Annotated in this window: 22 protein-coding genes and 1 tRNA gene; 12 read left to right on the forward strand and 11 right to left on the reverse strand. The window is 44.8% G+C overall.

What is annotated here, in order from left to right; all coding sequences use genetic code 11:
• Positions 1–108: 108 nt before the first annotated feature.
• The gene (locus tag ABDK00_RS02080) at positions 109–1218 is read left to right on the forward strand and encodes a glycoside hydrolase family 18 protein (RefSeq protein ID WP_346237847.1); all 1110 of its coding nucleotides are present in this window, start codon (positions 109–111) and stop codon (positions 1216–1218) included.
• Positions 1219–1363: 145 nt separating this feature from the next.
• On the opposite strand, the gene ABDK00_RS02085 is transcribed toward ABDK00_RS02080, so the two are convergent.
• From ABDK00_RS02085 to ABDK00_RS02095, 3 genes are all read right to left on the reverse strand, one after another.
• Entirely contained in the window at positions 1364–2047 is a 684-nt protein-coding gene (locus tag ABDK00_RS02085; protein WP_346237848.1) for a gluconate 2-dehydrogenase subunit 3 family protein, read from the reverse strand.
• Between the two features lie 125 nt (positions 2048–2172).
• Positions 2173–3852 (reverse strand): GMC family oxidoreductase, encoded by a 1680-nt coding sequence (locus ABDK00_RS02090; protein ID WP_346237849.1) that lies wholly within the window; start codon positions 3850–3852, stop codon positions 2173–2175.
• A gap of 199 nt (positions 3853–4051) precedes the next feature.
• On the reverse strand, positions 4052–4471 hold the full coding sequence (locus ABDK00_RS02095; RefSeq protein ID WP_346237850.1) for a hypothetical protein: 420 nt from the start codon (positions 4469–4471) through the stop codon (positions 4052–4054).
• Positions 4472–4591: 120 nt separating this feature from the next.
• On the opposite strand from ABDK00_RS02095, the gene ABDK00_RS02100 reads away from it, so the two are divergent.
• Positions 4592–4885 carry an ATP-dependent Clp protease adaptor ClpS gene (locus ABDK00_RS02100; RefSeq protein WP_346237851.1) on the forward strand — a complete coding sequence of 98 codons (294 nt, stop codon included), beginning with the start codon at positions 4592–4594 and terminating at the stop codon, positions 4883–4885.
• A 44-nt stretch (positions 4886–4929) separates the two neighbouring features.
• Complete coding sequence (gene aat, locus ABDK00_RS02105; protein WP_346237852.1) at positions 4930–5574, forward strand: leucyl/phenylalanyl-tRNA--protein transferase; 645 nt, start codon at positions 4930–4932, stop codon at positions 5572–5574.
• 81 nt (positions 5575–5655) lie between these two features.
• On the opposite strand, the gene ABDK00_RS02110 is transcribed toward aat, so the two are convergent.
• A complete protein-coding gene (locus ABDK00_RS02110; RefSeq protein ID WP_346237853.1) occupies positions 5656–6387 on the reverse strand; it encodes an esterase family protein in 732 nt (243 codons plus the stop codon).
• Between the two features lie 140 nt (positions 6388–6527).
• On the opposite strand from ABDK00_RS02110, the gene ABDK00_RS02115 reads away from it, so the two are divergent.
• Positions 6528–7307, forward strand: coding sequence for a class I SAM-dependent methyltransferase (locus ABDK00_RS02115; protein ID WP_346237854.1), 780 nt, complete (start codon positions 6528–6530; stop codon positions 7305–7307).
• A gap of 122 nt (positions 7308–7429) precedes the next feature.
• Here the strand turns inward: ABDK00_RS02115 and ABDK00_RS02120 are convergent, their stop codons facing one another.
• The 4 genes from ABDK00_RS02120 to ABDK00_RS02135 all read right to left on the reverse strand — a co-directional run bounded on the left by ABDK00_RS02120 (position 7430) and on the right by ABDK00_RS02135 (position 12921).
• Positions 7430–8686 (reverse strand): anthranilate synthase component I family protein, encoded by a 1257-nt coding sequence (locus ABDK00_RS02120; protein ID WP_346237855.1) that lies wholly within the window; start codon positions 8684–8686, stop codon positions 7430–7432.
• 22 nt (positions 8687–8708) lie between these two features.
• On the reverse strand, positions 8709–9113 hold the full coding sequence (locus ABDK00_RS02125) for a hypothetical protein (RefSeq protein WP_346237856.1): 405 nt from the start codon (positions 9111–9113) through the stop codon (positions 8709–8711).
• A 171-nt stretch (positions 9114–9284) separates the two neighbouring features.
• Complete coding sequence (locus ABDK00_RS02130) at positions 9285–10547, reverse strand: adenylosuccinate synthase (RefSeq protein ID WP_346237857.1); 1263 nt, start codon at positions 10545–10547, stop codon at positions 9285–9287.
• A 127-nt stretch (positions 10548–10674) separates the two neighbouring features.
• Positions 10675–12921, reverse strand: a complete 2247-nt coding sequence (locus tag ABDK00_RS02135; RefSeq protein WP_346237858.1) for a RelA/SpoT family protein — start codon at positions 12919–12921, stop codon at positions 10675–10677.
• Positions 12922–13140: 219 nt separating this feature from the next.
• On the opposite strand from ABDK00_RS02135, the gene ABDK00_RS02140 reads away from it, so the two are divergent.
• Both ABDK00_RS02140 and tig read left to right on the forward strand, forming a co-directional pair.
• A tRNA-Leu gene (locus tag ABDK00_RS02140) sits at positions 13141–13222 on the forward strand.
• 95 nt (positions 13223–13317) lie between these two features.
• Positions 13318–14718: a trigger factor gene (tig, locus tag ABDK00_RS02145; protein WP_346237859.1), complete on the forward strand. Its 1401-nt coding sequence runs from the start codon at positions 13318–13320 to the stop codon at positions 14716–14718.
• 43 nt (positions 14719–14761) lie between these two features.
• On the opposite strand, the gene ABDK00_RS02150 is transcribed toward tig, so the two are convergent.
• Positions 14762–15778 (reverse strand): App1 family protein, encoded by a 1017-nt coding sequence (locus ABDK00_RS02150; protein WP_346237860.1) that lies wholly within the window; start codon positions 15776–15778, stop codon positions 14762–14764.
• Between the two features lie 20 nt (positions 15779–15798).
• Here ABDK00_RS02150 and ABDK00_RS02155 point away from each other — a divergent pair, with 20 nt between their 5' ends.
• The 6 genes from ABDK00_RS02155 to ABDK00_RS02180 all read left to right on the forward strand — a co-directional run bounded on the left by ABDK00_RS02155 (position 15799) and on the right by ABDK00_RS02180 (position 20609).
• Positions 15799–16683, forward strand: coding sequence for a diacylglycerol/lipid kinase family protein (locus ABDK00_RS02155; RefSeq protein ID WP_346237861.1), 885 nt, complete (start codon positions 15799–15801; stop codon positions 16681–16683).
• A gap of 216 nt (positions 16684–16899) precedes the next feature.
• Positions 16900–17580: an ATP-dependent Clp protease proteolytic subunit gene (locus ABDK00_RS02160; protein WP_346237862.1), complete on the forward strand. Its 681-nt coding sequence runs from the start codon at positions 16900–16902 to the stop codon at positions 17578–17580.
• 108 nt (positions 17581–17688) lie between these two features.
• Positions 17689–18345 carry an ATP-dependent Clp protease proteolytic subunit gene (locus ABDK00_RS02165; protein ID WP_346237863.1) on the forward strand — a complete coding sequence of 219 codons (657 nt, stop codon included), beginning with the start codon at positions 17689–17691 and terminating at the stop codon, positions 18343–18345.
• A 135-nt stretch (positions 18346–18480) separates the two neighbouring features.
• Positions 18481–19740 (forward strand): ATP-dependent Clp protease ATP-binding subunit ClpX, encoded by a 1260-nt coding sequence (gene clpX / locus ABDK00_RS02170; RefSeq protein ID WP_346237864.1) that lies wholly within the window; start codon positions 18481–18483, stop codon positions 19738–19740.
• Between the two features lie 37 nt (positions 19741–19777).
• Positions 19778–19924, forward strand: coding sequence for a hypothetical protein (locus ABDK00_RS02175; RefSeq protein ID WP_346237865.1), 147 nt, complete (start codon positions 19778–19780; stop codon positions 19922–19924).
• A gap of 61 nt (positions 19925–19985) precedes the next feature.
• The gene (locus ABDK00_RS02180) at positions 19986–20609 is read left to right on the forward strand and encodes a YdeI/OmpD-associated family protein (protein WP_346237866.1); all 624 of its coding nucleotides are present in this window, start codon (positions 19986–19988) and stop codon (positions 20607–20609) included.
• A gap of 60 nt (positions 20610–20669) precedes the next feature.
• On the opposite strand, the gene ABDK00_RS02185 is transcribed toward ABDK00_RS02180, so the two are convergent.
• Positions 20670–23033 carry a phosphocholine-specific phospholipase C gene (locus ABDK00_RS02185; protein ID WP_346237867.1) on the reverse strand — a complete coding sequence of 788 codons (2364 nt, stop codon included), beginning with the start codon at positions 23031–23033 and terminating at the stop codon, positions 20670–20672.
• 79 nt (positions 23034–23112) lie between these two features.
• On the reverse strand, positions 23113–24624 hold the full coding sequence (locus tag ABDK00_RS02190; RefSeq protein WP_346237868.1) for a SusD/RagB family nutrient-binding outer membrane lipoprotein: 1512 nt from the start codon (positions 24622–24624) through the stop codon (positions 23113–23115).
• Between the last annotated feature and the right edge of the window lie 5 nt (positions 24625–24629).

A 24629-nucleotide genomic window follows, 5' to 3' on the forward strand; every position in this document is an offset into this window, starting at 1 on the left:
AAAGGTACGAAAGTAGAACATTTAATGAAACCTGCGGATGATGGATTTTCGAGTCAATGTGTTTGCACATTTGTAGTATCTTTCATTTGAATCAATCTGCCCGACAAAATGAAATCAGCTTCTTACTCCGCCATCCTTTGTTTTATTTTTTTATTGGTTTTCGAGAAAGGGGGAAAGGCGCAAACTAAACAACAGCCGTTTCGTGTAATTGCTTACTACGCCGCCGATACGCAAGCCATTGACCAGTTTGAGGTGGGTCAATTAACGCATATCATTTATAGCTTTTGTCATTTGAAAGGCAATAAATTAAACGTTGACGACGGCCGCGATTCAGCAACGATTAAAAAGCTGGTTTCGCTAAAGCAAAATTACCCCCGGCTTAAAATTTTATTATCGCTCGGCGGTTGGGGCGGCTGTAAGACCTGCTCGGACGTTTTCTCCACGCAGCCGGCGCGGGAAGAATTTGCCTCATCTGTTAGGGCATTGGCAGATTATTTTGGCACAGATGGAATTGATCTCGATTGGGAATATCCCACGATTGCCGGCCATCCCGGCCATCCTTATAAAGCGGAAGACAAGGAGCATTTCACCGCGCTTGTCCAAGCCTTGCGCGCATCGTTGGGCAACAAACAGGAAATTAGCTTTGCAGCAGGCGGGTTTAAAAAATACCTGGAGGAATCCGTTGATTGGAAAAAAGTAATGGCTGTTGCAGACTATGTCAACCTGATGACTTATGACCTCGTTAATGGCGCCACTCCGCACACCGGCCACCACACGCCGCTATACTCCACAGCGCAGCAGCAGGAGTCGGCCGATGCCTGTGTTAATTTTCTGGATTCAATAGGCGTTCCTAAAAGCCAGTTGGTGATTGGCGCTGCGTTTTACGGGCGAAGCTGGACCGGGGTGGAGCCAACACAACAAGGGCTTTATCAACCAGGAGATTTCAAAAGTTTTATGCCTTACCGCAACTTTGCCAACCAGGTGAGCGAAGCAAAAGGATTTCGTTTTTATTATGATAGCGTTGCGCATGCAAGCTATGCTTATAATGCAAAAGAAAAGGTTTTTGCCACTTTCGACGACCGTGCTTCGATTGAAGCAAAAACAAAATATGCGCTGCGCAAAGGGCTGGGTGGGATCATGTTTTGGGAGCTCAGCCTCGACAAACCGGCCGACGGGTTATTGAACGTTATTAGCCAGGCTGTAAAATCTGTTAAATAGCCAGGTCGTTCCAATAGTTGCGTCGTATCATGCAAAGCAAACGCGGGTCCACAGGAAGTTACAATGAAAAATAAGACGGCTCCTTCCTGCAAAGGAAGGAGCCGTTCAAAGAAATAGATACGCTCGTTTCGTTCAGCAAATCTGATCAGGTAGCCCAGGCTTTATCTCCTTTGGCGTAAGGCATACAAGGATCGTATTTGCCTGGAACAGCGGAATAGCGCAATGCTTTTGTAGCACCAGGTTCTGATGTGAAAAACCCTAGAAGTGTGAGTTCTTTCATCATGCTGAAGTAATGCTTAGGCATGCTGGCTCTTGCATAACCAAAATTTCCTTTTGTTTCCGCGATAGAGTCTTTAACACGCTCTTCTTTAGCCAGTTCTTCTTTTTTTGCTTTGTAATCGTCAGTATTTTTATACGCGCCTGCTTCTTTGTCCAAAATAGTAAGGAGTTCGGTTCTTTGCTGGGGCTGCATTTGCATAAACCCTGTGTTATACTTTTCCTTGCTCCTTTTTTCTATAGCATCGAGGCCGTCTTTAAATATTTTTTGGTCTTCCGGTGTGTAGCAATCCCGAACCATTACGTTCATAAAAGCGCCCACTTGTGCGTCTTTTGCGCCCGGCGTGGCGGTTCTGGGCAGAATTGTTTCCGCGATTTCATCGAGATAAGCGATCTCATCTTTCGTGAAAAAATCCGGAAGTGTTTCCGCGCCAGCTTCGGCAGCTTCTTTATTAGTTGTGGTTTTACACCCGGTTTGAATGAACAATTCTGCTCCCAATACGGTGCCTCCCATCAAAAAGGCTACTTTTTGTACTGCTTGTCTTCTGTTCATAATACTTTATTTTTTAGTGCTGCCAGCGGGCTAGGAAAGAACGCGCTATCAGCCTCTCGTCGTTTATTATTTTAATTATTTGCGATTGATGACCCGCGTGCAGCAGGCCATTTCGGTTGTGGCATCTAAATATTGCCTTTTTTAAGTTCGTTTACAGCAAAGTCGGCCGCTCTCGCGGTCAGCGCCATATAAGTAAGCGAAGGATTGACGCAGGCTGCACTTGTCATACAAGCCCCGTCGGTTACAAACACATTTTTGCAATCCCAAACCTGGTTGTTCCCGTTGAGCACTGAAGTTTTAGGATCCCTTCCCATGCGGGCCGTTCCCATTTCGTGAATTCCCTGCCCAAATCCGTATTCGCTCTCGTAAGTATGTACATCTTTAAGGCCGGCTGCTTCCAGCATTTCTGCACCGTCGTTCATCATATCAGCGCGCATCTTTTTTTCATTTTCTTTTATCTCCGCGTCTATGTTCAAAACCGGCAGCCCCCACTTGTCTTTTACACTCTTATCCAGGGTTACTTTATTATCATGATAAGGAAGGATTTCGCCAAAAGCGCCTAATCCCATCGTCCATGACCCGGGTTCGCATAGTGCGTCTTTTAGTTCTGCACCAACGCTATATTCAGCGATGTGGCGTTGCCAATTTTGCCGGCTGGCGCCGCCCTGGTAGCCAAATCCACGCAGGTAATCGCGTTTATCATTCCCGATATTCGCAAACCTCGGTACATAGATACCACCTGGCTTGCGGCCAAAATAATATTTGTCTTCATACCCTTCTACCCGTCCGGAAGCGCCGCAACGAAAATGGTGGTCCATGAGGTTGTGCCCGAGTTCGCCGCTACTGCTGCCCAATCCGCCTTCCCAAACATCGGTAGCAGAGTTCATCAACACCCAGGTTGAATTGAGGGCGGAGGCGCAAACAAAAACGACCTTGGCAAAATATTCGTAGGTTTTGTTGGTTTCCGCGTCGATTATTTCTACGCCCTTTGCCTTTTGGGTATTTTTATCGTAAATGATTTTGGTTACGATTGAAAACGGCCTTAGCGTAAGGTTGCCGGTTTTCATGGCCGCCGGAAGTGTAGAAGATTGCGTGCTAAAATAGCCTCCAAAAGGGCAACCCAGCCAGCACTTGTTTCGGTACTGGCAGGCCGTACGGCCGGGCAGCGGTTGCGTAATATTAGCGACGCGCGCGTTGGTAACAATGCGTTGGTTTTTATAATGATCTCTTACGCGCTTAGCGACATCTTTTTCAACACAGTTCATGGGCATGGCCGGCATAAATTCACCGTCGGGCAAGCCTGGATAATCCTCATTTGTCCCGTTGATGCCGGCGAATTTTTCTGCATAGCTATACCAGGGGGCAATTTCGTTGTATCGTATTGGCCAATCTACAGCTATGCCGTCTTTCGCATTCGCTTCAAAGTCAATATCGCCATGGCGATAACTTTGGCGTCCCCACATTAAAGAGCGGCCTCCCACATGATAACCTCTATACCAGTCGAAGCGCTTGGTCTCCGTGTATGGACAATCTTTTTCGTTTACCCAATAGTCGAGGTTGGTTTCGTTCAAAGGGTAATCTCTTTTTAGTACCGGATAATCGGCGATCATTTCCTGTGTTCTGCCACCGCGATGCGGGAAATCCCAGGGATTTTTATTCGCGTTGGTGTAGCCTTCAACATGTTTAATGTCGCGGCCTCTTTCAAGCATGATCGTTTTTAATCCTTTTTCAGTTAGTTCTTTTGCGGCCCAGCCGCCAGAAATGCCGCTACCAATAACGATAGCGTCATAAGTATTATCAGCCATAGAAAGTTTTCTTTAATTTAGAATCGTTTTCGAATAAATGTGGTTGTTTAGCTACTACATTCATAGCAAGCAGGTTTTAAAGATATTTAAAAAACTTATAACTCCTGAAATTCAAAATAAAAAGATTTGCAAAAAAAATGGCCCGGATGTATTCCAGGCCATGCTACTCATGACTTTTTTTATTAGGAAATCATATTTTCTACCGTTGGAAAATGTACACTTCTCTGCCGGTAGTCGTTTGCCGTTGTAGGGTCATTTTACTGAAGGATCCTGCAAGGTTTTCCTGAATGTCAAACTCTTGACCTCCATACATTATTGATTTTGTATCGGTAAAGGAATAAGACACTGCCGCTGCCGGGTTCTCTACGCCATCGTTGTTATAATAATGCACTTTATTATCAGACTTGAACTCGGCATAGCCATTTCCTTCGGTAAGATTTTCATTAAGTGTTGGCTCTGATGAAGTTCCGAGGTAAGTTTGATGCGTTACCTTCCATTTACCAGTTCTTGCATTGTTGTTAATTGTGTCCAGGCCCAAACCGTCGCGGGTTTTACTGCAGGAAACAATCGCAAAAAGGGCCACCAGGCTCAAAAGACTAAAAAGGGTAATTTTTTTCATTTTTTTTGGATTAAAATGTTTACGGATTATAGTTAAAAAAAGTGCAACTAATGTGCCAATAAGGCTCATGTCGCCTACTCTACCGGGGCGGTTTTTTAATTAAATAATTATCTTTGCGCGATGCAAAGCAACACTGATACAAGATTTTTAGAAGAAGTAGATGTGCTCACGGCTACCGCCTCTTCGTGCCAGTTGATTGTTTGGAATGACGAGGTGAATACTTTCGAGTGGGTAATCGAAACCCTGATGGAAGTTTGTGGGCATAATTTTGAGCAAGCGGAGCAATGCTCTTTGTTTATTCATTTTAAAGGAAAATATGCCGTAAAGCAAGGGGATTATGACCATCTGAAACCGATGTGCGAAGCTATTCTGGAACGCGGCATCAACGCAACGGTTGAAGAAACTGTTTCCTGATTTTCTGCCTGTAAACTATTTGTTCTCAACCAATTTCTTCCCTGATGGCAATTTTCGCCCTTGATGAGGCGCTGCAATTTCCACCTGTTCATTTAGCTGAAAAAGATGGTTTGCTGGCCATTGGCGGCGATCTGTCTGTGAACCGGCTTTTATTGGCTTACCGGTCCGGTATATTTCCCTGGTACACAGCGCCTCCCATACTTTGGTGGTGTCCTGATCCCCGGTTTGTCTTATTTCCTGAAGCGCTTAAAATCAGCAAAAGCCTGCGTCCCCTGCTCAATCGCGAAGCCTTCGAATTTACCATCAATAAAGATTTTAAATCGGTCATCGCTCATTGCCAAAGCGTGGAGCGGCCGGACCAGGACGGCACCTGGATCACGGAGGAAATCATTGCCGCCTACACCAAACTTCATGAGCGCGGTTTTGCACACAGCGCCGAAGTGTGGCAGCAGGGCAGGCTGGTGGGCGGTTTATATGGCATTCGCCTGGGTGAAGTGTTTTTTGGAGAAAGCATGTTTAGCCTCGTCAGCAACGCCTCGAAATACGCGTTTACAAAATATGTGCAACATCTTCAAAGTGAAGGCGTCGCATTGATCGATTGCCAGGTGTACACAGCCCATCTTGAGAGCTTAGGCGCCCGAATGATTGAAGGAAAATTTTTTCAGGAAATGCTAAAAAGCATGATCTGAACGGGTCTCCGCAATCGTTCCGTTTGAAAAAAGGATGGATAAGCCGGAAAGCCGTTCTTATCTCATAAGAAAAGCGGTGGTTTAAAACCGGGTCGCAAAAACATTAGGCAACATATCCCGCCAGGTAGGCCAGTCGTGCTTATAATGCTCGCCCCAATTGTCGAATTCGTAGTTAATGCCCTTGTCATACAAAATTTTAGCGAACTCACCACCAGCGCGCGGGTCTTCGTAAGCGCCGCTGCCCGTCAGGATATGGATATGAGCGCTTCGGCGGATATTTTCCAAAATATGGTGATCGGAGAGGTTGGGCATATAATGCTGCGGGCTGTTAAAGTAAACATTGTCGTCCATGTAGCCATTGCTGTAATAAGTAAGATCATAGACGCCGCTCATCGCAATCACACCGTCGATCAGATCGGGGCGTTTCAAAAATAAATTCATGCTGTGCAATGCGCCAAATGAAGCGCCGCTAATAAAAACCGGCGTATCGGGGCTGGTTTCACTTTTTATGTAAGGCAGGACTTCGTTATAAATATAATCGTTCCACTGAACGTGGCGGTGCGATTTATCCCACGGCGCCATGTTGTTGTTTAACCAGCTTTCATTGTTGACACTGTCAACCGAAAAAACCTTCATTTTGCCGCCATTTATAAAAGAAGCGAGCGAATCGATCAGTTGAAAACGTTCATATTCCAGATAATCGGCCGCAGCCGTGGGCACCAAAAGCAGCGCAAACCCATAATCACCATAACTTACAATGGGCATTTCTTTGTGGAGCGCGGGGCTGTGCCAGCCGAAAATTTTTCTATTCATAGCAGTATTAAAAGTTGTCTGTAAAATAAAATAATAATATTAAAAAGCCGCTCAAGTTTTTTATTCTAATGAGGTTTTAATTAGAAATGCGCGATAACTGGCTATTTTTGCGGGCTTAGATTATTTACTAAAGTAAGCATATGTCATTGATTCAAACAGCAGAAAGAGTTTCTCACGTTGAAGCTTCTGATAATTACGTATATCAGCGGTCGCTATTCGCCTACGCCGAAGCTGCGAAGCTCGTTGGCGGACAAGTGCTTGAGCTGGGCACCGGCAGCGGCTATGGAATAGAGATGATCGCCTCCCGCGCTGAAAAGTTTGTCACGCTTGATAAGTTTGAGAACGAAAATGTGGCGGCTTTGATCAAAGCGCACCACAACATTGAATTTTTAAAGATGACTTTTCCGCCGCTGAATGGCATTGCAGATAACAGCTTCGATTTTGTCATTAGTTTCCAGGTGATTGAGCATATCAAAAACGACACTCTTTTTGTGAAAGAAATACACCGGGTGCTGAAGCCGGGCGGCAAGCTGATTGTGACAACTCCCAACAAAAAAATGTCGCTGACGCGCAACCCCTGGCATATCAGGGAGTATCTGATGCCCGAGCTGAAAGCTTTATTGCTACAAGATTTCAGCTTTGTAAAAACCTTAGGTGTTTATGGCGATGACACGGTCATGGAGTATTATCACGCTAACAAAAAGGCGGTTAAAAAAATTACCCGTTTTGATTTTCTCAAGCTGCAATACAGGCTGCCCCGCTGGTGCCTGCAAGTTCCCTACGACATTATGAACCGGTGGAACCGGAAAAAAATGTTGCATAGCGACAATGAAATGGTAGCCAAAATTAAGATGACAGATTACTTCCTTTCTGAGGCCGGCAACGACTGTCTCGATTTGTTTTATATCGCTGAAAAATAAGTGTTTCGCTAATTCGGGTTACAAAAGCCTAACTGTGATAGGGGAGGGTGTTGAACTAAAAAATACAACTGAGATTTGATCGCCGGTGTTAAGATCCGTGTTTTCTTTTTAGTCTGGTTAGTTTAAACAGCGGTTAACACTTCTTTGATGGCGTTGGCCTTCAACAGGCTTTCTTCCCATTCTTTTTCCGGGTCGCTGTAAATGGTAATACCGCCCCCTGCCTGGAAAGAAAGGTATTGCGTGGATTGATTGTACATTATGCTGCGGATCACAACATTAAAATCGAAATCTTCCTGCGGGTTGATATAGCCCAAAGCGCCGGAGAAAATGCCGCGCCTGCTTTGCTCATACCGGTCGATAAGCTGCATCACTTTCACTTTGGGAGCGCCTGTCATCGAGCCCATCGGAAAAGTAGCATCGATGATATTTTTAAAGTCTACCTCCTCCCTCAATTGTCCGCTCACGGTTGAAATCATTTGATGCACTTGCGGAAAGCTGTACACGCCAAACAATTCGTCGACGACAACACTTCCTTCTTCGCAAATTCTCGACAAGTCGTTTCTCACAAGATCTACTACCATTACATTTTCCGCCCGATCTTTTTCGCTGCGCCGCAATCGCTGTCGCTCAGCATCGGTATCCCCCTCTCGTCGCAGCGTTCCTTTTATCGGCTGGCTGATGATTTGGCGGCCCTCTTTTTTCAAAAATCTTTCAGGGCTTGCACAAAGCAGCCATTTATCATCGACGCGATACAACGCTGAAAAAGGATTGGGCGATTTCTCGCAAAGCCGGTTGAAAACCACAAACGGATCAATCACCGCCTTGTCCATAAAAAATTCCTGACAAAAATTGATTTCATAACAATCGCCGCGCTGCAGATGCTGTTGCAGTTGCCGTAAGGTGGCGAGATAAGATGCCTTCGACATTTTGTGCTGAACCGGCGGCAGGGACTCGATATGTCCTGTCGTGGCAGCGCTGCTGCCCTGGATACTTTTGAAAACGCCTTCGGCGTCTTCAGCGTCGATATATAGTTCGTTTTTTTTTAGCCGTAGTAATATTTGCGGTTCGAAAAAGTTCAGTTGCGGAAACTTTATAAAGTCGGGTTGGACTGCGCGGCTGATCTTTTCAAAAGTGGTCAATTCGTAGTTGAGGTGGCCAAACAGCCATCGCTTTTTTTGATGGATAAAATCTTGCAATGCTGCCAGGGCATTTTCGCCATCGGCTGTGTAAGTCGATGCGACGCCTGCTGCAACGAGCAGATCGTAGCCGCTATCGTATTTGTTACTGTCCAGATAACAAAAAGTGTTGAAGGGCCTGAGCCAATTCAACACTTTTTGCTTGAAAACACTTGTATCGCTTACTTCAAAGTTGCCGTACAATGTATATTTCGGTAAAAATTAATTAATAATCATCGTCGTCATCGTCGTCAAAATCATCCTTGCCGCCTCCGAATAAATCTTTGAATTCATCATCCATTTTGAAATCGTCATCGTCGTCGTAAGATTTCTTTCCGCCGCCTGATTTTCCCTTCGATTTGGGCAGATCAAACTCTTCAAAGTCTTTATCCCAATCTTCCTCTTCTTCGGCTTTTTCCCAATCATCGTCGGTTTCCTCCTCGTCCTCATCATCGTCATCTTTTTTTGACGCTTTTCCTTTCTTTTTGGGAAGCGCTTCTTCCTCGAGAAAATAATCATCCTCGTCGAGCTCTTCTTCTTTTTTTGATTTGGATGAAGCTTTTTTTACAGGCGTTTCTTCATCGTGCGCCTTTTCTTTTCCACTTGTTTTTGATTTATTTGACTTTGCCATGATCTAATAAATTAGAATGTAAATTTTAGCCGAACTTTTTAAATCGCCAAATTTTTTGAAAGTAATTTTTTTTCAATTTTTTTTCTGCCCACAAGGCTTTTTTCAGCATGCCGCGCACGCCAAACTGCTTCACAAAAAATGTGAATTCTTTCATCCAAAGGGTGAAAGAAATTAGGCTACGATCAGCTGATCTCTTTCGGGGCCGTTAGATATAAATTTTACAGGGACGCCCAAATAACTGTTGATAAAATCGATATAAGAGGTGGCTTTTTCGGGCAGACCTGCTACTGCTTTGATTTGCGTAATATCCATATTCCAGCCAGGGAATTTTTCGTAAACAGGAACATAATGATCCAAATCCAAACGCAGCGGAATCTCCGTGAGTTGTGTCCCTTCTTTGCTGTAAGCCGTGCAAACATGCAGCTCTTCAAAGCTGTCCAGTACGTCGGCTTTGGTCATTACAATTTGTGTTACACCATTGATCATGCAGGCAAAATTTAATGCCACGAGGTCTATCCATCCGCAGCGGCGGGGCCGGCCGGTTGTGGCGCCATATTCGTTGCCCACATCGCGCAGTTTTTGTCCATCCGCGTTCTCAAGTTCTGTTGGGAACGGGCCGCTTCCAACCCGCGTGCAGTAAGCTTTGGTAATGCCAATCACTTCTTTGATATGTTGCGGCGCAATGCCCAGGCCGCTACATACGCCGGCTGATATGGTGTTGGACGAGGTCACAAACGGGAACGTGCCAAAATCAATGTCGAGCATGCTTCCCTGCGCGCCTTCGGCCAGGATCTTTTTTCCTTCTTTGATTTGTTTGTTGATGAAATACTCGCCGTTGACGATATTCAGTTCTTTCAGAAAATCCACTGCTTCAAAAAAGTCTTTTTCATCCGCGCTGATATCTTCTGTAAAATGATATGTATTAATGATGACCTGATGTTTTTGCCGCAGTTGCTCGTAAAGTTCTTTAAAATTGTCCTGGAGCAGATCGCCTACGCGCAACGCGTTGCGACCGGTCTTGTCCATATAAGCCGGCCCGATGCCTTTAAGGGTCGATCCGATTTTCCCTTTTCCTTTGGCCTGCTCGGAAGCTTTATCTAATGCGCGGTGTGTGGGGACAATGATATTGGTGCGCTCAGAAATAAACAGGTTTTTCTTAAGGTCGATGCCAAACTCGGCAACCTTTTCGCATTCTTTTTTCAGCGTGATGGGATCGAGTACCACACCGTTGCCGATGATGTTGATTTTACCTTCGTGAAAAATACCCGATGGTATCTGGTGCAAGACAATCTTTTTTCCATCGTTATATAACGTGTGGCCAGCATTAGGGCCACCCTGAAAGCGGGCTATAACATCATAATCCTTAGCAAAATAATCTACAATTTTACCTTTCCCCTCATCACCCCACTGCAGCCCTAAAATTACATCTACCATCTACTGTTTTTTTATTTTTTAAAATGAAGTGCAAAAATAAGGGTTCGAACTGATGTGAGGCAATAGTTCGTAGCGCCGCGTTGAAGGTGCTAAATAGCCGGCCGCACGCCGCTGGTCATAAACGGGTCTACTTGGGCAAATCCTCCGTGTCATAGCGTTCCACCGATTCGATGCCGCCTACTTCAAGTAATTTGTTTACCAGGTGATCGAGCTCTTCCTTATCATGAACAAAAACCTTGATATTTCCTTCAAAAACGCCTTCGGTCGCTTCTATCGTGAGCGCAGAAATATTGATTTTCAACTCTCCGGAAATCAGGTTGGTGATCCGACTTACCATGCCCACATCATCGATGCCGATGATTTTCACACCGGTAAGGAAGGAAATCTCTTTGTTTTTCGCCCATTTCGTTTTAACGACCCTGTGGCCATAATTCGCCATTAATTTAGCCGCGTTGGGGCAGTTGGTGCGATGGATCGTGAGGCCTTTCCCGGTTGTTACGAAGCCAAACACGTCGTCGCCCGGAATGGGCTTGCAGCAATTGGCCAGATTATACATGATCTTATCACTGCTTTCGCCGAATATCACCAGCTCGGCGTCTTTAGCCGGGGTGGGCGTATGTGCGTGAGCGCTTTCCTGTTTTTGCTCCTGGGGTTTCACCGGAGACGGCGCTTCGAGCCTGTCGCCGAAAACCTTAAATTCTTTCAGCTCGCGCAGGTCGATATTTTTTATAGCGATCTGGTAGAAAAGTTCCAGGTTGGAATGAAGCTTGTAAAACTGGGCCACGGCCTCAATATTGCCCTGGTACATGGTGACGCCCATGCCTTCCAGTTTCCTTTGTAATGTGTATTTTCCTTCGTCCGCAACTTTTTTCTTTTCCTCTTTCAGTGCTTCTTTCACTTTGGCTTTGGCCTTGGCGGTTACCACAAACTTCAGCCAGTCTTCGCTGGGGTTTTGTTTGTTGCTGGTGATGATTTCCACCTGGTCGCCGCTCGACAGTTTATGACTTATCGGCACTAACTTATGGTTCACTTTGGCGCCGATGGTTTTTACACCAATCGCCGAGTGGATGGAAAAGGCAAAATCGAGTGCGCTGCTGCCGGAGGGCAGCATTTTAATGTCGCCTTTTGGCGTGTATACATAAATTTCTTCTGTAAGAAAGCTGGTTTTAAATTCCTGAAGGAAATTAACGCTGTCCGGATCTTCGTTATTCAACGTTTCCCTGATTTGCTGGAACCATTTGTCGAAGCGGTTTTCGCTGGCGGTACCTTCTTTATACTTCCAGTGGGCGGCCAGGCCTTTTTCTGCAATTTCGTTCATGCGTTTGGTGCGGATCTGCACTTCCACCCATTTTCCGCGCGGCCCCATCACAGTGGTGTGCAGCGCTTCGTAGCCGTTTGCCTTGGGATTGCTCACCCAGTCGCGCAGCCGCTCGATGGATGGCGTATATTCATCCGTGATTAAAGAATATACTTTCCAGCATTCTTCTTTTTCCTTTTCGGGGGCGCTGTCCAAAATAATCCGAATGGCAAAAAGATCATACACTTCTTCGAACACCACCTGCTTTTTCTTCATCTTATTCCAGATGGAATGGATGTTTTTAGGACGTCCGTAAATATCAAAATTGAAATGGTTTTTTTCTAATTTTTCGCGGATAGGTTTGATGAATTCGTTGATATAGCGCGTCCGTTCGCGCTTTGATTCGGCGAGGCGGCGGGCGATGTCCTTATAAATATCAGGTTCGAGATATTTCATCGCCAGGTCTTCAAATTCGGTTTTAATGGAATACAATCCCATCCGATGGGCCAACGGCGCGAAAATGTAGACCGTTTCGGAGGATATCTTCAATTGTTTCTCCCGCTTCATGCTGTCCATCGTGCGCATATTATTCAATCGGTCGGCCAGCTTAATCAATATAACCCGCGGGTCGTCGGTGAGCGTCAGCAGAATTTTTTTAAAATTTTCCGCCTGCTGCGATACAGTAGTGTCAATAAAATTTGAAATTTTGGTAAGGCCGTCCACGATTTTAGCAATCTCGGGCCCAAACTCTTTTTCGATATCCTGAAGCGTGATATCGGTATCTTCAACAGTATCATGAAGTAACGCGCAAATGGTTGAGCGAACACCGAGGCCAATTTCTTCAACGCAAATTTTTGCAACCGCGATGGGGTGAAGAATATAAGGTTCCCCGCTTTTGCGGCGCATGCTGCTGTGCGCGTCTGCGGCCATTTCAAACGCCGCGCGTATCAAATCTTTATCGCCCGGCTTGAGCTTGTCTTTCAAAAGCCGCATCAAGGAGCGGTATTCCCGCACGATGAGTTTTTTTTCTTCCTCTTCGTTCAGGTTGTATTTAGGTTTTTGTTCTACAGTCTTCATTATCAATCTCGTTCATCGGTTGTTGTCGAAGCAATTGGCTGTCGAAATCTATCTTGCCAATTTCTTGCCGTAATTTATGTAAAAAAATATAACAAAAATGGGCGCAATAAACTGCGGGCTGGGCCAGTAATGCCTGCCCGCGCTAAAAATAGGCTGAAATATTTATTGCTTGCCGAATTAATTAAAAGCCTTACTTTTGCAGCCCGATTTAAGTTCTTACCGGATGTGGTGAAATTGGTAGACACGTCAGACTTAGGATCTGATGCCGCAAGGTGTGGGGGTTCGAGTCCCTTCATCCGGACTATTTGGTTGACAGGTTTATAAGTTTTAAGTTGACAATTTTTCGGTTGTACTTACTTATCAACCTGTCAATTTTTTAACTTTTCAAAGCAACAAATGGCTACAATCACTAAAGAACCGATAGGCCAGTCACACGAAAAAATCAGTGTAAAAATTGACAAGGCCGATTATCTCCCGTCTTTCGAAAAATCCCTGAAGGAATATAGTAAGAAAGCAAGCATCCAGGGTTTCAGGCCCGGTAAAGTGCCTGCCGGCCTCATTAAGAAAATGTATGGCGCTTCTTTATTTACCGATGAGGTTTTGAAATCGGTAGATAAAGAACTGATCAACCATCTGCAGGAAGAAAAAGCGGAAATTTTTGCGCAGCCTCTTCCTTTGGATACCGATCTGGCTAAGCTAAACGTTAATAGTCCCGATGACTATACTTTTGAATTCGAAATCGGCCTCAAGCCCGCGTTCGAATTAGCTGATTTGGCGAAAGCTGACATTACGGCCTATAATATCGATATCACCGACGAAATGATCGAAGAAGAAGTGGAGCGGCTTCAAAATCGTTATGGCAACATGACTGATAAAGAAGCGGTGGATGGTGCGAACAATGTGCTTAACGTAACTTTTGTTGAAACTGACGCTCAAGGCAATGAAATTGAGAATGGTTTAAGAAAAGAAAATTCTCTGCTTTTAAGTTATTTCAAAGACGCCGTTCAAAAAGAATTGAACGGAAAGAAAGTGGGTGATCATATTGATATCGTGCTGGCCGATGCTTTTGAAGACAAAGAGCTTGAGTTTATCGCTTCTGATCTGGGTTTGAACAAAGACGAGGACGCTGATATTAAAAAGCAATTCCGGTTGAATATTTCTAAAATAAGTGAGCTTGAAAAGAAGGAGTTGAACGAAGAGTTTTTCAATCAATTATATCCTGAAGGGGATGTGAAAACGGAGGCAGATTTCCGGACCAAAGTAAAAGATCAAATCTTTAATTACTGGGCGTCACAAAGCCGCAATCAAATCCAGGATCAAATCTTCCATAAATTAGTGGATCAAACGTCTATCGAATTTCCGGAAACTTTCCTGCGTAAATGGCTGGTGACGCAAAACGCGCAGCCACAGGAAGGGCAACCCGCGAAAACTGAAGAGCAGATTGATGCAGAAATGCCCAACTTCCTCAACCAGTTGAAATGGACTTTGATCTCTGAAAAAATAGTGAAAGACCAGCATATTGACGTGAAGCCTGATGAACTCAGAGCTTTTGCTCAGGCGCAATTGTTTAGCTACATGGGCGGCATGATGCCGAATGATACCGAGCAACCCTGGGTAAATGATTATATCGACCGGATGATGAAAGACCGCAAGTATATTGAAGATGCGTATAACCGCATTCAGTCTCAAAAAGTGTTTGAATGGGCCGAAACCCAAATCAAGCCAACGAGCCAGCAAATCAGCGCGGACGATTTTTCGAAAATGGTAAACGAGCATCAACACGCGCACCATTCATAAGCATTTGATACGATACTGTTCGATAGGCGTCTTTAAAGGGCGCCTATTTTTTTTTATCGATAAGGCCGATTTCGAAAGAGTGCTGTAGCGCATCGATGCTGTGCTCAAAATAGCAAACGGGGATCTCCCTTCCCGAAATCTGGTCGAGCGCCTCCATTACCTCTTTTTTCTTTTCTCTTCCCACACATCGGATATAAACACAATGAATCAATTGTGGAAAATTTTTCGCCAGCGATTCATAAATATATGGATCGTGTTGCGAATCGTCGCCCAGCAAAACAAAACGCTGCGTGGGGTAAGCTTCGAGAATCCGCACGATCCGCGCAAATTTGCTGGCGTGGTTTTTTTGCCCGCTTTTCAACACTTTGGAAAGCGTTTGAATTTGGTTCAATAAACAAACCCCGTCAGGCAATTGATTTTTTTTAATAAAAGTAGTGATGAAATCGTACAGGTTCCATTCGCTGCTGCTTACATAAAAAAAAGGGTTGGGGTTGTCTTCGTTGGTGTGCGCAGCCTGTAGGGCATTATAATGTTTAACCACTCCTTCAAAGGGCTGGCGGCTATGTGCGTTGCGGGTAAGCAACAGTTTGAGCCTTTTGAAAATGGAAGCAGAATGTGAAATCAGGAAAGTGTCGTCGATATCGGAAATAAAAGTGTATTGATTAACAGAAGGAATATGGATATTGCCTGTAGCGGCGCTAAGCGTTTCGCGGGCCGCGGTTTTAAGCGTGATTTTGGCCTCATAAACGCCGCGCTCAAGTTTCGGTTCGTTGGGCAAAGTCAATGTAAAAAATCCATCGTGTTGCGACCGGGTTTTGTAAACTTTTCCCTGCCATTCCACCTCTATTGGCGCATCTGGCATTGTTTTTATCATAAAAGTCTTGAGCAGCGAAAGCGTATTACTAAAAACGCCATTTTTAAATTTTTCCCTGGTGGGGGCTGACCGCAGCAGCGCATGGCCTAAAATCGTGCAATGGTCTAAATTGCCAAAACCTTTGTACACCTTCAGATGTGGCGCATTGATAAGCTTTAGTTTTCGAATCAGTAATTTTTTAAACATTCAAAATTTTAAAGAAAAAAATGCCAGTGAAAATCCTTTTTATAATCAACAGTACGGCCGGAAGAAAGAACACCAACTGGTCCGCCGAAATCGAATCTTATTTTAATGAAAAAGATGTTGAATTAGACTTTTACGAATTGACGAGCCCTGTCGACTGCGATGCACTTAACAACTACATAAAGAATGCCAAAGCAAACAAAGTCATTGCCGTAGGCGGCGATGGCACCGTTGCGCTTGTTGCGCGTTTTATCTCCGGTTCTGATATGGCATTGGGAATTATTCCTGCCGGGTCGGCCAATGGCATGGCCAAAGAGCTGTTGATTCCGGAGTCTGTTCCCCAGGCGCTGGATATAATTGATCAAGGAGCCGTCACACGTATTGACACGGTTTTGATCAACGACGAGCATATATGCCTGCACCTCAGCGATGCCGGCATCAATGCGCAGCTGATCAGGAATTTCGAAGCCGGCGATACGCGCGGCAAAATTGGCTATTTAAAAGTGGCGTGGAAAACACTCGTGAGGCGTCAGGTTTTGAAAATTGAAATCAAACACAACGGCTCCATCGTTCGACGCAAGGCATTCATGGTCGTTATTGCCAATGCGGGGAAATACGGGACAGGTGCGGTGATAAATCCTGTAGGCGAAATTGATGACGGCATTTTTGAAGTGGTGGTGGTGAAACGCCTGTCCTTCTGGCCTATTATGAAAATGATGCTTTCTTTGGGTTTTGATAAAAAAAATATTGAAATCTATCAAACCGACTCGGTGGATATTGTTTCAAAATCGCCGGTTCACTTTCAGGTGGATGGAGAATACCTCGGCAAGGTTAAGAAGATTGCTGCCGTAATTCAGCCCCATCAAATCGATATGATTTTGCCTAAGGCTTATCTCGAAAACCGGTAAAGGGAGGCATGCTGCCCATTTGGCTTTAAAAAAAGCCCGGTTTAAGTCAACCTGTCACGCTTTTTTGCGTTTTTAGGAATGGAAAGATATTTGACAAGATTTTCCATCAGATATTCGATCGTTCGACTGTGGCGCTCAAAAGAACAATTTTAGCAGCGACTGCCGGCTTGCGAACGAGAATTTTTATGTACGTTTACCACATATCAATTAATAAACATGACTTATAATTCCGAATTTGAAAAATATGCTGTGAAACACCACGGTATTTCGAGCAACACGCTTCATAGTTATGGCAATCATCTCGTTACGGCGCTCACGCCCAATATTATTGAAGAGCGCCCGATGAATGTAGCGGTGATGGATGTATACAGCCGCCTGATGATGGACCGCATTATTTTCCTGGGTTACCCGGTGACCGACGAAGTGGCCAATATTATTACAGCCCAACTTTTATTCCTGGATAGTACCGACCGCGTTCGCGATATCAACATGTACATCAACAGCCCCGGCGGAAGCGTTTATGCCGGTCTGGGTGTTTATGACACCATGCAGTATGTGAGCCCGGACGTAGCCACAATTTGCATCGGTATGGCCGCTTCCATGGCCTGTGTTTTATTGGGTGCCGGAACAAAAGGAAAAAGAGCTGCGCTTAAGCATGCCCGCATCATGATGCACCAACCCAGCGGCGCCATTGGCGGCCAGGCAAGCGATATTGAAATTACCGTAAACGAAATACGCAAGCTGAAGGTGGAGTTGTACGAAATCGTGCATGACCATACCGGCAAGCCCATCGAGCAGATCGAAAAAGATTTTGAGCGCGATAAATGGATGACCGCGCCCGAAGCAAAGGAATATGGACTGGTGGACGAAGTGTTGTTATTGAATAAAAAGAAATAAACGCTCGTTATGCAGTGCGTCGCAATCAGTTAAGCTAAGAGCTTATCACGCTGAAATCTGCACCGCACCGATCTCAAATCATAAATGTAAAATGATAAATTAAGTAAAATGAATTTCTCAAACATATACAATAACAAATGGCAGCGCCCGATCATCAGCGATGATGAGGGAGAGGAGGAAGAACCAAAAGAACCGCAAGATAAAAGAGACGATTTGATGATGCTCAACAAGCGGCTTGAAAAATTATTTTTCGACAAGCGCGCTGTGTATTTGTGGGGCGTGGTTGATGATAAAAGCGCCCGCGAAGTAACGACCAAGCTTTTGTTATTAGAAGCTGACAAGCCCGGTAAGCCAATCAATTTTTATATCAACAGTCCCGGGGGCGTAGTGACCAGCGGCATGGTGATTTACGATACTATGAAAATGATCAGCAGCCCCGTCTCTACGATTTGCATGGGCCTCGCGGCTTCCATGGGCAGCATTTTGCTGAGCGGCGGAGAGAAAGGCGAGCGCTATATTTACCCTCACGGGGAAGTAATGATCCATCAACCCTCTTTGGGCGGTTTTATCCGCGGCGTGAGTTCCGACTTGGAGATCCAGGCGCGGCAAACCCAGCGCGTGAAGCATATCGGCGCTAAAATCCTTGCTGAAAATTGCGGTAAATCGATCGAAGAAATCATGCGCGACTTTGACAGGGATTACTGGATGGATGCGGAAGAAGCGATCAAATACGGTATTGCCGATAAAATCGTTGATAAATTATAGTCGGCAACGGATGCCTCCGCCTGGCCCTGGTTTGAGCAATTGTTAAAGTGTTGATAACAAATTTGGGAGAGCAGCGGAAGAAACTTTAAATAAAACCACTAATCGCAGTGGTTTTTTTAACTTTGCTATTATATTATGAAGGAAAAAATATCAGGAACAGCTTTACATTGTTCATTTTGCGGCCGTAGTCGTGATGAAGTGGAAATACTTATTGCCGGCCAGGACGGGCATATATGTGAAAGTTGTGTAGAGCATGCGCAGGAAATAATTGATCAGGAGTTACATCTTGAAGAAAATGCGCAGGCATCAGGTTTTTCGCTCAATGTGAAAAAGCCCATGGAAATCAAAAGTTTTTTGGATGAGTATGTAATCGGTCAGGACGATGCTAAAAAAGTGTTGGCGGTTGCCGTTTATAATCATTTTAAACGCCTTAAACAAAGAAACGGAAAGGAAATTGATACGCATAGCGAAATCGAAATCGAAAAAAGCAATATCGTAATGGTGGGCGAAACCGGCACCGGTAAAACTCTTTTGGCCAGAAGTATTGCGAAGGTATTAAATGTACCTTTTGCGATAGTGGATGCAACGGTTTTCACCGAAGCGGGTTATGTAGGGGAAGATGTGGAAAGCATCCTGACCCGGTTATTGCAGGTTTGCAACTACGACGTAGAAGCGGCCGAGCGTGGTATTGTTTATATCGATGAGATTGATAAGGTGGCGCGCAAAAGCGATAATCCAAGTATTACCAGGGATGTAAGTGGCGAAGGCGTACAACAGGGGTTATTGAAACTACTCGAAGGAACAGACGTATTGGTGCCGCCTCAGGGTGGCAGGAAACATCCCGATCAGAAACTGATAAAGATCAATACGCAAAATATTCTCTTTATCTGTGGCGGCGCTTTTGATGGCGTCGACAGGATTATTGGCCGCCGGATTCAAACCAATACGATTGGTTTTAACGTAGACAAAGAACAGCAGGAAGACATGAAAAAAAATCTGCTGAAATTTGTGAATGCCCAGGATTTAAAAGCCTTTGGCCTTATTCCGGAACTGTTGGGAAGGTTGCCGGTAGTGACGCATTTAAATCCACTTGATGCTTCGACGTTGCGCGATATTCTCACTGAGCCAAAAAATGCGCTCATGAAACAATATAAAAAATTGTTTGAATTAGAGGGCATCACGCTCGATGTAGAAACCGAAGTGTACGATTACATGGTTCAAAAAGCAGTCGAATACAAGCTTGGCGCGAGAGGATTGCGCAGCATTTGCGAAAGCATTCTCACGGATGCGATGTATGAGCTTCCTTCTTCAAAAGAAAAGACATTTACGCTTACTAAAGACTACGCTGAACGCAAGTTTAGCAAGAGTAAAATGGGATTGATTAAAGCGGCTTAGCGCAGCCATCTCCTTTTTAAAAAATAAACAAATAAAAATGAACGAACTGGTAGAAAAATTAAAAGCGGAAGCGGGCCTTTCTGACGAGCAGGCGGCCAAAGCGCTGGAAACTATTAAGAGTTATGTTATAGAAAAATTTCCTATGCTGGAAGGAGCGGTGGGGAACCTTTTCGGAAACTCCTGATATAGAAAAAATAATTACTTTAGAGCAAGCCAATCCGGCTTGCTTTTTTAATTGCGTCAATATGAATCATAATCCAAAAGTGGACGAGTATATCGCCAAAGCTGCCGACTTTGCAAAGCCTGTATTAATGCACCTGCGCGGCGTAATACACAAAGCAGCTCCTCAAATTACCGAATCCATAAAATGGGGCATGCCCAGTTTTGAATATAAAGGAAAAATACTCTGCAGTATGGCGGCCTTTAAACAACACTGTTCCTTTGGTTTTTGGTTTGAGGATATGATGGAAACCATAAAGGCGATTCGTATAGAAAATAATATTGAAAACCCCAAAGGCATGGGCTCTTTCGGAAAGCTAACAGTAGTCAAAGACCTGCCGCCCAATAAGGTTTTATTGAAGTGTATTTTCGAGGCTATGTCATTTATTGACAACGGTACAACCATAAAACGGCCGGCGGCCAAAAAAGCCGCTGAGCTGCCCGTGCCGGAAGCGTTTTCTAAAGCACTGCGGAAAAATAAAACGGCCAAAGCGGCATTTGAAAAAGCTGCTCCATCTTTCAGAAAAGAATATATACAATGGATTGGCGATGCAAAAACAGAAGCAACCCGCGAAAAGCGCATCACAACTGCATTAGAATGGATTGCCGAAGGCAAAGGCCGCAACTGGAAGTATGAGCGAAAAAAGTAGTCGACTGTTCCTTTGCGCTACCGGAAGCCATTGTATCTTCTTTATATCTGCGAAGCCTGGTTACAAAACACCGCCCATAAACGGGTCTGTGGTAGAAACAGCGCCTGTTTCCACATGACCGGCGTAGCGCCTGCTAAAGTCGTTATTGCCTTCCACTGACAGTGTGAAATCGTACCATCCCGAACTTTTTCCAAGATCGATTTTTATTGATTGCTTTTTGCCAGGGCTTAGTTGAATAGCTTTTGATTGCGTTTGGTAAGCGTTATCTTTAAGAGCCACGGTTATTGCCGTTTTATCTTCACTTTCTAATTCCAAAATCAGGTTGCCAGTATATTTCTTTGAAGGGAATGATTTGCTTTCGTAGCGGCATTTGAGTTTCAGCCCGGGATCAGCAGCCGTTCCGCGCATTTGCCGGTGGAAGCCATTGGGCCCGTCGATGCATACATGATAAACGCCCTGTTCAAAATCTGCTACACGCAAGGCATCCGTAACCCTGTCATTTGCTTTAACAGCATAAAACCAGGTCTTGCCGGGCTCGCCGGCGAATAAATCGGGTGTGTACATATTGAACGGACTGCCGGCTGCCAGCTCGTTATTTTCAACCTCAAACGAAAGCGTCAGCAACCCATCCGCCTTATTAAATTGTGCATCTGCGTGTAGCCGGTAAGGCAGCGCACAGGCTGGTCTTACGCCTTTTTCCTGTTCGGGCATCCATTTGGAAGCCTCTTGGGCAAATGATTCATAGCGATTGATTTTTTCAATTTCACCGCTTGTCAGCGGTTCCGGAACAGCTTGTTTCGGTTTATGTTTAGCGTTTTGAATATTATGAATAACGTCTTTTTGTTTTTCGAATTCCGGTAAAGGAAGTTCTTCGCCATTATAAGGCCGAAAGGCCGAACTAAAATCTCCGCAAACCGCCCGTCTCCAGCTGCTGATATTTTCTGTCCGGATTTTCTTCCCCGTTTTTTTTGAAAGAAATTTTTCAAGAAACATCAGGGTAGAAGTGTGATCGTGTACCTGCGAGTTGATAAACCCGCCTTTGCTCCAGGGCGATGCGATGATCATCGGAACCCGATATCCCAACCCAATCGGCCAGTTTTCTTTGTAATCATAGTCTGACTCGATGTTGATGCCTGCCGATACTTTGCCCGACTGGGGCTGATTAGGATGCGGAACCACGAAAGGGGGAAGATGATCGTAGTATCCGTCATTTTCATCGTAGTTTAAAATGAAAATCGTTTTCTTCCAAACCTCAGGATTTTGAGTAAGAATATTCAATGCTTCCGACACATACCACGTGCCATAAAGCGGCGTACTTGTATGGTCTGAAAAAGCCTGCGGTGCCACGAGCCAGGAAACTGTCGGTAAATTTCCGGAATCGACATCTTTTCTGAATTGATGAAAAATATCTTCTGCAGGAATGGTCACCGTTTCTTCTTCTCCCTTATCATTTTTAAAAGTGTAAGGGTGGAGTTTCAAATAATCCGCTACTTCTGAGTTGCAGGCAAAGGCTTTGTCGATAAGATTTTTTTCCTTTTGGCTTAATTGTTCATATCGTTCTAAAACCTCTTCAGCTGATAGCGCCGGGGTGGCCGTTTTATCGCCATTTTGCCGGAAATAAGAGGCGAGTTTAACCCGATGCTGCTTTACATACTCTATGGCATTGTCTCCATAATTTCCCAGCCAGTAATCAGTATGATCATCAAGCTGTGCGGTCCACAATTCGTTTTGATAAATTTTCCAGCTGATATCATTATCCTCGAGAAGCGCAGGGAACGAAGACCAGTCTACATACGTGTTGTTGCGCGACTCGGCCTGCGAGTTATTTACAGCAGGTGTTGACGCGGCGTTCAGCTGTTCGCGTATTTTTCCGGTCCAGAAAAATAACCGGTTCGGCGTGGTGCCGGTGAGCGATGAGCAGAAATAATGATCGCAAAGCGTGAAGGCATCCGCCATTGCGTAATAAAAAGGAACATCCGCCCGGTTGAAATAGCCCATGCACATTTCCGATTTTTGAGGAATCCACCGGTCATATTTTCCGTCGTTCCTGGCGCGGCTTTGATCGGGCCAGGCATGCGGCAGTCCGCCCTGCCAGGTCACTTTCGTTTTGTTGATATCAATATGAAACGGTGCGTGGGCAGCGCCCGTTTTTGACTTCTGAATCCAGGCTTTGTTTTTATCAGGCAATATTTTTATGCGCGGGTCGTTAAAGCCCCGAACGCCTTTCATACATCCGAAAATATGATCGAAGGAGCGGTTCTCCTGCATTAGAAAAACAATATGTTCTGCGTCGTAAAAGGTAGTGCCTTTTTCCGGGTTAATGGAAAACGCTTTGCTGATGCTCGATGGCAGGACATTGCTTAGTCCGGCTGCGCCCGACAACACGGCAGCATTCTTTAAGAAATCTCTTCGTTTCTGGCTCATTATATATTTTAAACTAAATAGAAAATAAGGTTAAAGGCAACCGGGGCCGCCTTTAAAGTAAAGATATTTTTTCTTTTTGTTATTGAATCAGCCACATCACTCCGTTGATATTATCACCCTCCGGATATTGGCGCTGAATCGCTTCCTGTAAATTCACACCGTTATAATTTTGCTCGTCCAAAGGATACATCCATCTTTTAGGAACCTGCTTGTTGTTAAGCACACCGGAAAAGACGGTTTCGAAAACCGGGAAACCAGTGCGGCGCTGCTCATAAAAAATTTGCCATCCGCCATTCATAAACATGCTGATATATTTTTGAATAATGATCTGTTCGATTTCTTTACCGCTTTGCAAATTGATGACCGGCTGATTGAGATAAGCGTCGATATCGTTATCGGTGTATAATTGACCAGCGTAAGACACACCGCTAACTGCAGGATAGTTGAAGTTGGAAAACTGTAAAGAGGCGCGGATACCGTTTTTATAAAAAGTGGTTGCATTGCCGCTGATCCATCCTCTTACTACAGCTTCCGCTAATAGGAACTGTACCTCGGCATAGCCCATCAAAACGCCGGGTTCGTTGGTGATATCATAAGCATAGCGCCGGTTAATCGCCGAAGCCTGGCTTCTTCCTTTTTTACCTGTATTGTAAGACAATGGCGCGCTGCCTACCAATCCGTCATATTTGCTGAAATCTTTAATAGTAGCGGCTGTAACGGCTCCGGCAGGCTGGCCGTAGGTAAACAAACGCGGGTCATTCAGGTTTTGTAAAATGTCAACAAAAGAACTATCCAGATAGTAATCGGTCTTCATCGAATTATTATTGTAGTAAGGATAGCGATTGCCATTGATATCGTAATATTTTAATTGTCCGTTTTCTGCATTAGAACTGATCAACGGATATTTTGTCGGGTTAGACACGATTTCGTTGAAATGTTGCTTAATGTTTAACGTTGCGTCCGCTTCTTTTTTTGAAAGGCTCATCAATACACGAAGCGTAAATGAATTGATTAATTTTTTCCATGCGGAAAGCGATCCGTTGAAAACAATATCGCCCGAAATAGCGTCGGGGCTTGCTCCAAGCGAGTCGCTTGCAATTTTCAATTCTTTTAATACCTGTATATAAATATCGCGCTGCTGATCGTAGGCCGGTCTCGTTGCCGAAGAGTCATTGAAATTATTGTTTTCTATCGATTGCATCATTTGCGAATAGGGAATATCGCCAAAAGTCTGCGTCATCGAAATAATAAAATAAGACTTGAGAAATTTAGCAATATATCTATAGTTCGGCTTATTCACGCGGGCGGCTTCCTGCTCCATCCGGACTACCTGCGAAATGTTTGAATAGCCCATGGAGCTTCGGTCCCAATTATAATATTGCGAGCGTGCATTGCCCTGCGTGTAGGTGAGCTGACGGCTGGCGAGCGCAGCATCCGCATTTATGGTAGAGAACGCGATGCGTTCAATATTGGTCAGCAGCAGCGATGGGTCGGTAGCGGTTGGCCGGTTGGGGTTTTCCTGAAAGGCTTCAAACTTCCTGCAGGAAAAAAGCGCAACGGCAAGAAAAGTAAAGATTAAAATATGTTTCATCGTTT

Source organism: Niabella insulisoli (genome assembly GCF_039652435.2).
GTDB classification, from domain to species: domain Bacteria; phylum Bacteroidota; class Bacteroidia; order Chitinophagales; family Chitinophagaceae; genus Niabella; species Niabella insulamsoli.

Bases quoted from the DNA above. Each gene is read 5' to 3' on its own strand.
- ABDK00_RS02080 (WP_346237847.1), top strand. From the start codon at position 109: ATGAAATCAGCTTCTTACTCCGCCATCCTTTGTTTTATTTTTTTATTG.
- ABDK00_RS02085 (WP_346237848.1), bottom strand. From the start codon at position 2,047: ATGAACAGAAGACAAGCAGTACAAAAAGTAGCCTTTTTGATGGGAGGC.
- ABDK00_RS02090 (WP_346237849.1), bottom strand. From the start codon at position 3,852: ATGGCTGATAATACTTATGACGCTATCGTTATTGGTAGCGGCATTTCT.
- ABDK00_RS02095 (WP_346237850.1), bottom strand. From the start codon at position 4,471: ATGAAAAAAATTACCCTTTTTAGTCTTTTGAGCCTGGTGGCCCTTTTT.
- ABDK00_RS02100 (WP_346237851.1), top strand. From the start codon at position 4,592: ATGCAAAGCAACACTGATACAAGATTTTTAGAAGAAGTAGATGTGCTC.
- aat (WP_346237852.1), top strand. From the start codon at position 4,930: ATGGCAATTTTCGCCCTTGATGAGGCGCTGCAATTTCCACCTGTTCAT.
- ABDK00_RS02110 (WP_346237853.1), bottom strand. From the start codon at position 6,387: ATGAATAGAAAAATTTTCGGCTGGCACAGCCCCGCGCTCCACAAAGAA.
- ABDK00_RS02115 (WP_346237854.1), top strand. From the start codon at position 6,528: ATGTCATTGATTCAAACAGCAGAAAGAGTTTCTCACGTTGAAGCTTCT.
- ABDK00_RS02125 (WP_346237856.1), bottom strand. From the start codon at position 9,113: ATGGCAAAGTCAAATAAATCAAAAACAAGTGGAAAAGAAAAGGCGCAC.
- ABDK00_RS02130 (WP_346237857.1), bottom strand. From the start codon at position 10,547: ATGGTAGATGTAATTTTAGGGCTGCAGTGGGGTGATGAGGGGAAAGGT.
- ABDK00_RS02135 (WP_346237858.1), bottom strand. From the start codon at position 12,921: ATGAAGACTGTAGAACAAAAACCTAAATACAACCTGAACGAAGAGGAA.
- tig (WP_346237859.1), top strand. From the start codon at position 13,318: ATGGCTACAATCACTAAAGAACCGATAGGCCAGTCACACGAAAAAATC.
- ABDK00_RS02150 (WP_346237860.1), bottom strand. From the start codon at position 15,778: ATGTTTAAAAAATTACTGATTCGAAAACTAAAGCTTATCAATGCGCCA.
- ABDK00_RS02155 (WP_346237861.1), top strand. From the start codon at position 15,799: ATGCCAGTGAAAATCCTTTTTATAATCAACAGTACGGCCGGAAGAAAG.
- ABDK00_RS02160 (WP_346237862.1), top strand. From the start codon at position 16,900: ATGACTTATAATTCCGAATTTGAAAAATATGCTGTGAAACACCACGGT.
- ABDK00_RS02165 (WP_346237863.1), top strand. From the start codon at position 17,689: ATGAATTTCTCAAACATATACAATAACAAATGGCAGCGCCCGATCATC.
- clpX (WP_346237864.1), top strand. From the start codon at position 18,481: ATGAAGGAAAAAATATCAGGAACAGCTTTACATTGTTCATTTTGCGGC.
- ABDK00_RS02175 (WP_346237865.1), top strand. From the start codon at position 19,778: ATGAACGAACTGGTAGAAAAATTAAAAGCGGAAGCGGGCCTTTCTGAC.
- ABDK00_RS02180 (WP_346237866.1), top strand. From the start codon at position 19,986: ATGAATCATAATCCAAAAGTGGACGAGTATATCGCCAAAGCTGCCGAC.
- ABDK00_RS02185 (WP_346237867.1), bottom strand. From the start codon at position 23,033: ATGAGCCAGAAACGAAGAGATTTCTTAAAGAATGCTGCCGTGTTGTCG.
- ABDK00_RS02190 (WP_346237868.1), bottom strand. From the start codon at position 24,624: ATGAAACATATTTTAATCTTTACTTTTCTTGCCGTTGCGCTTTTTTCC.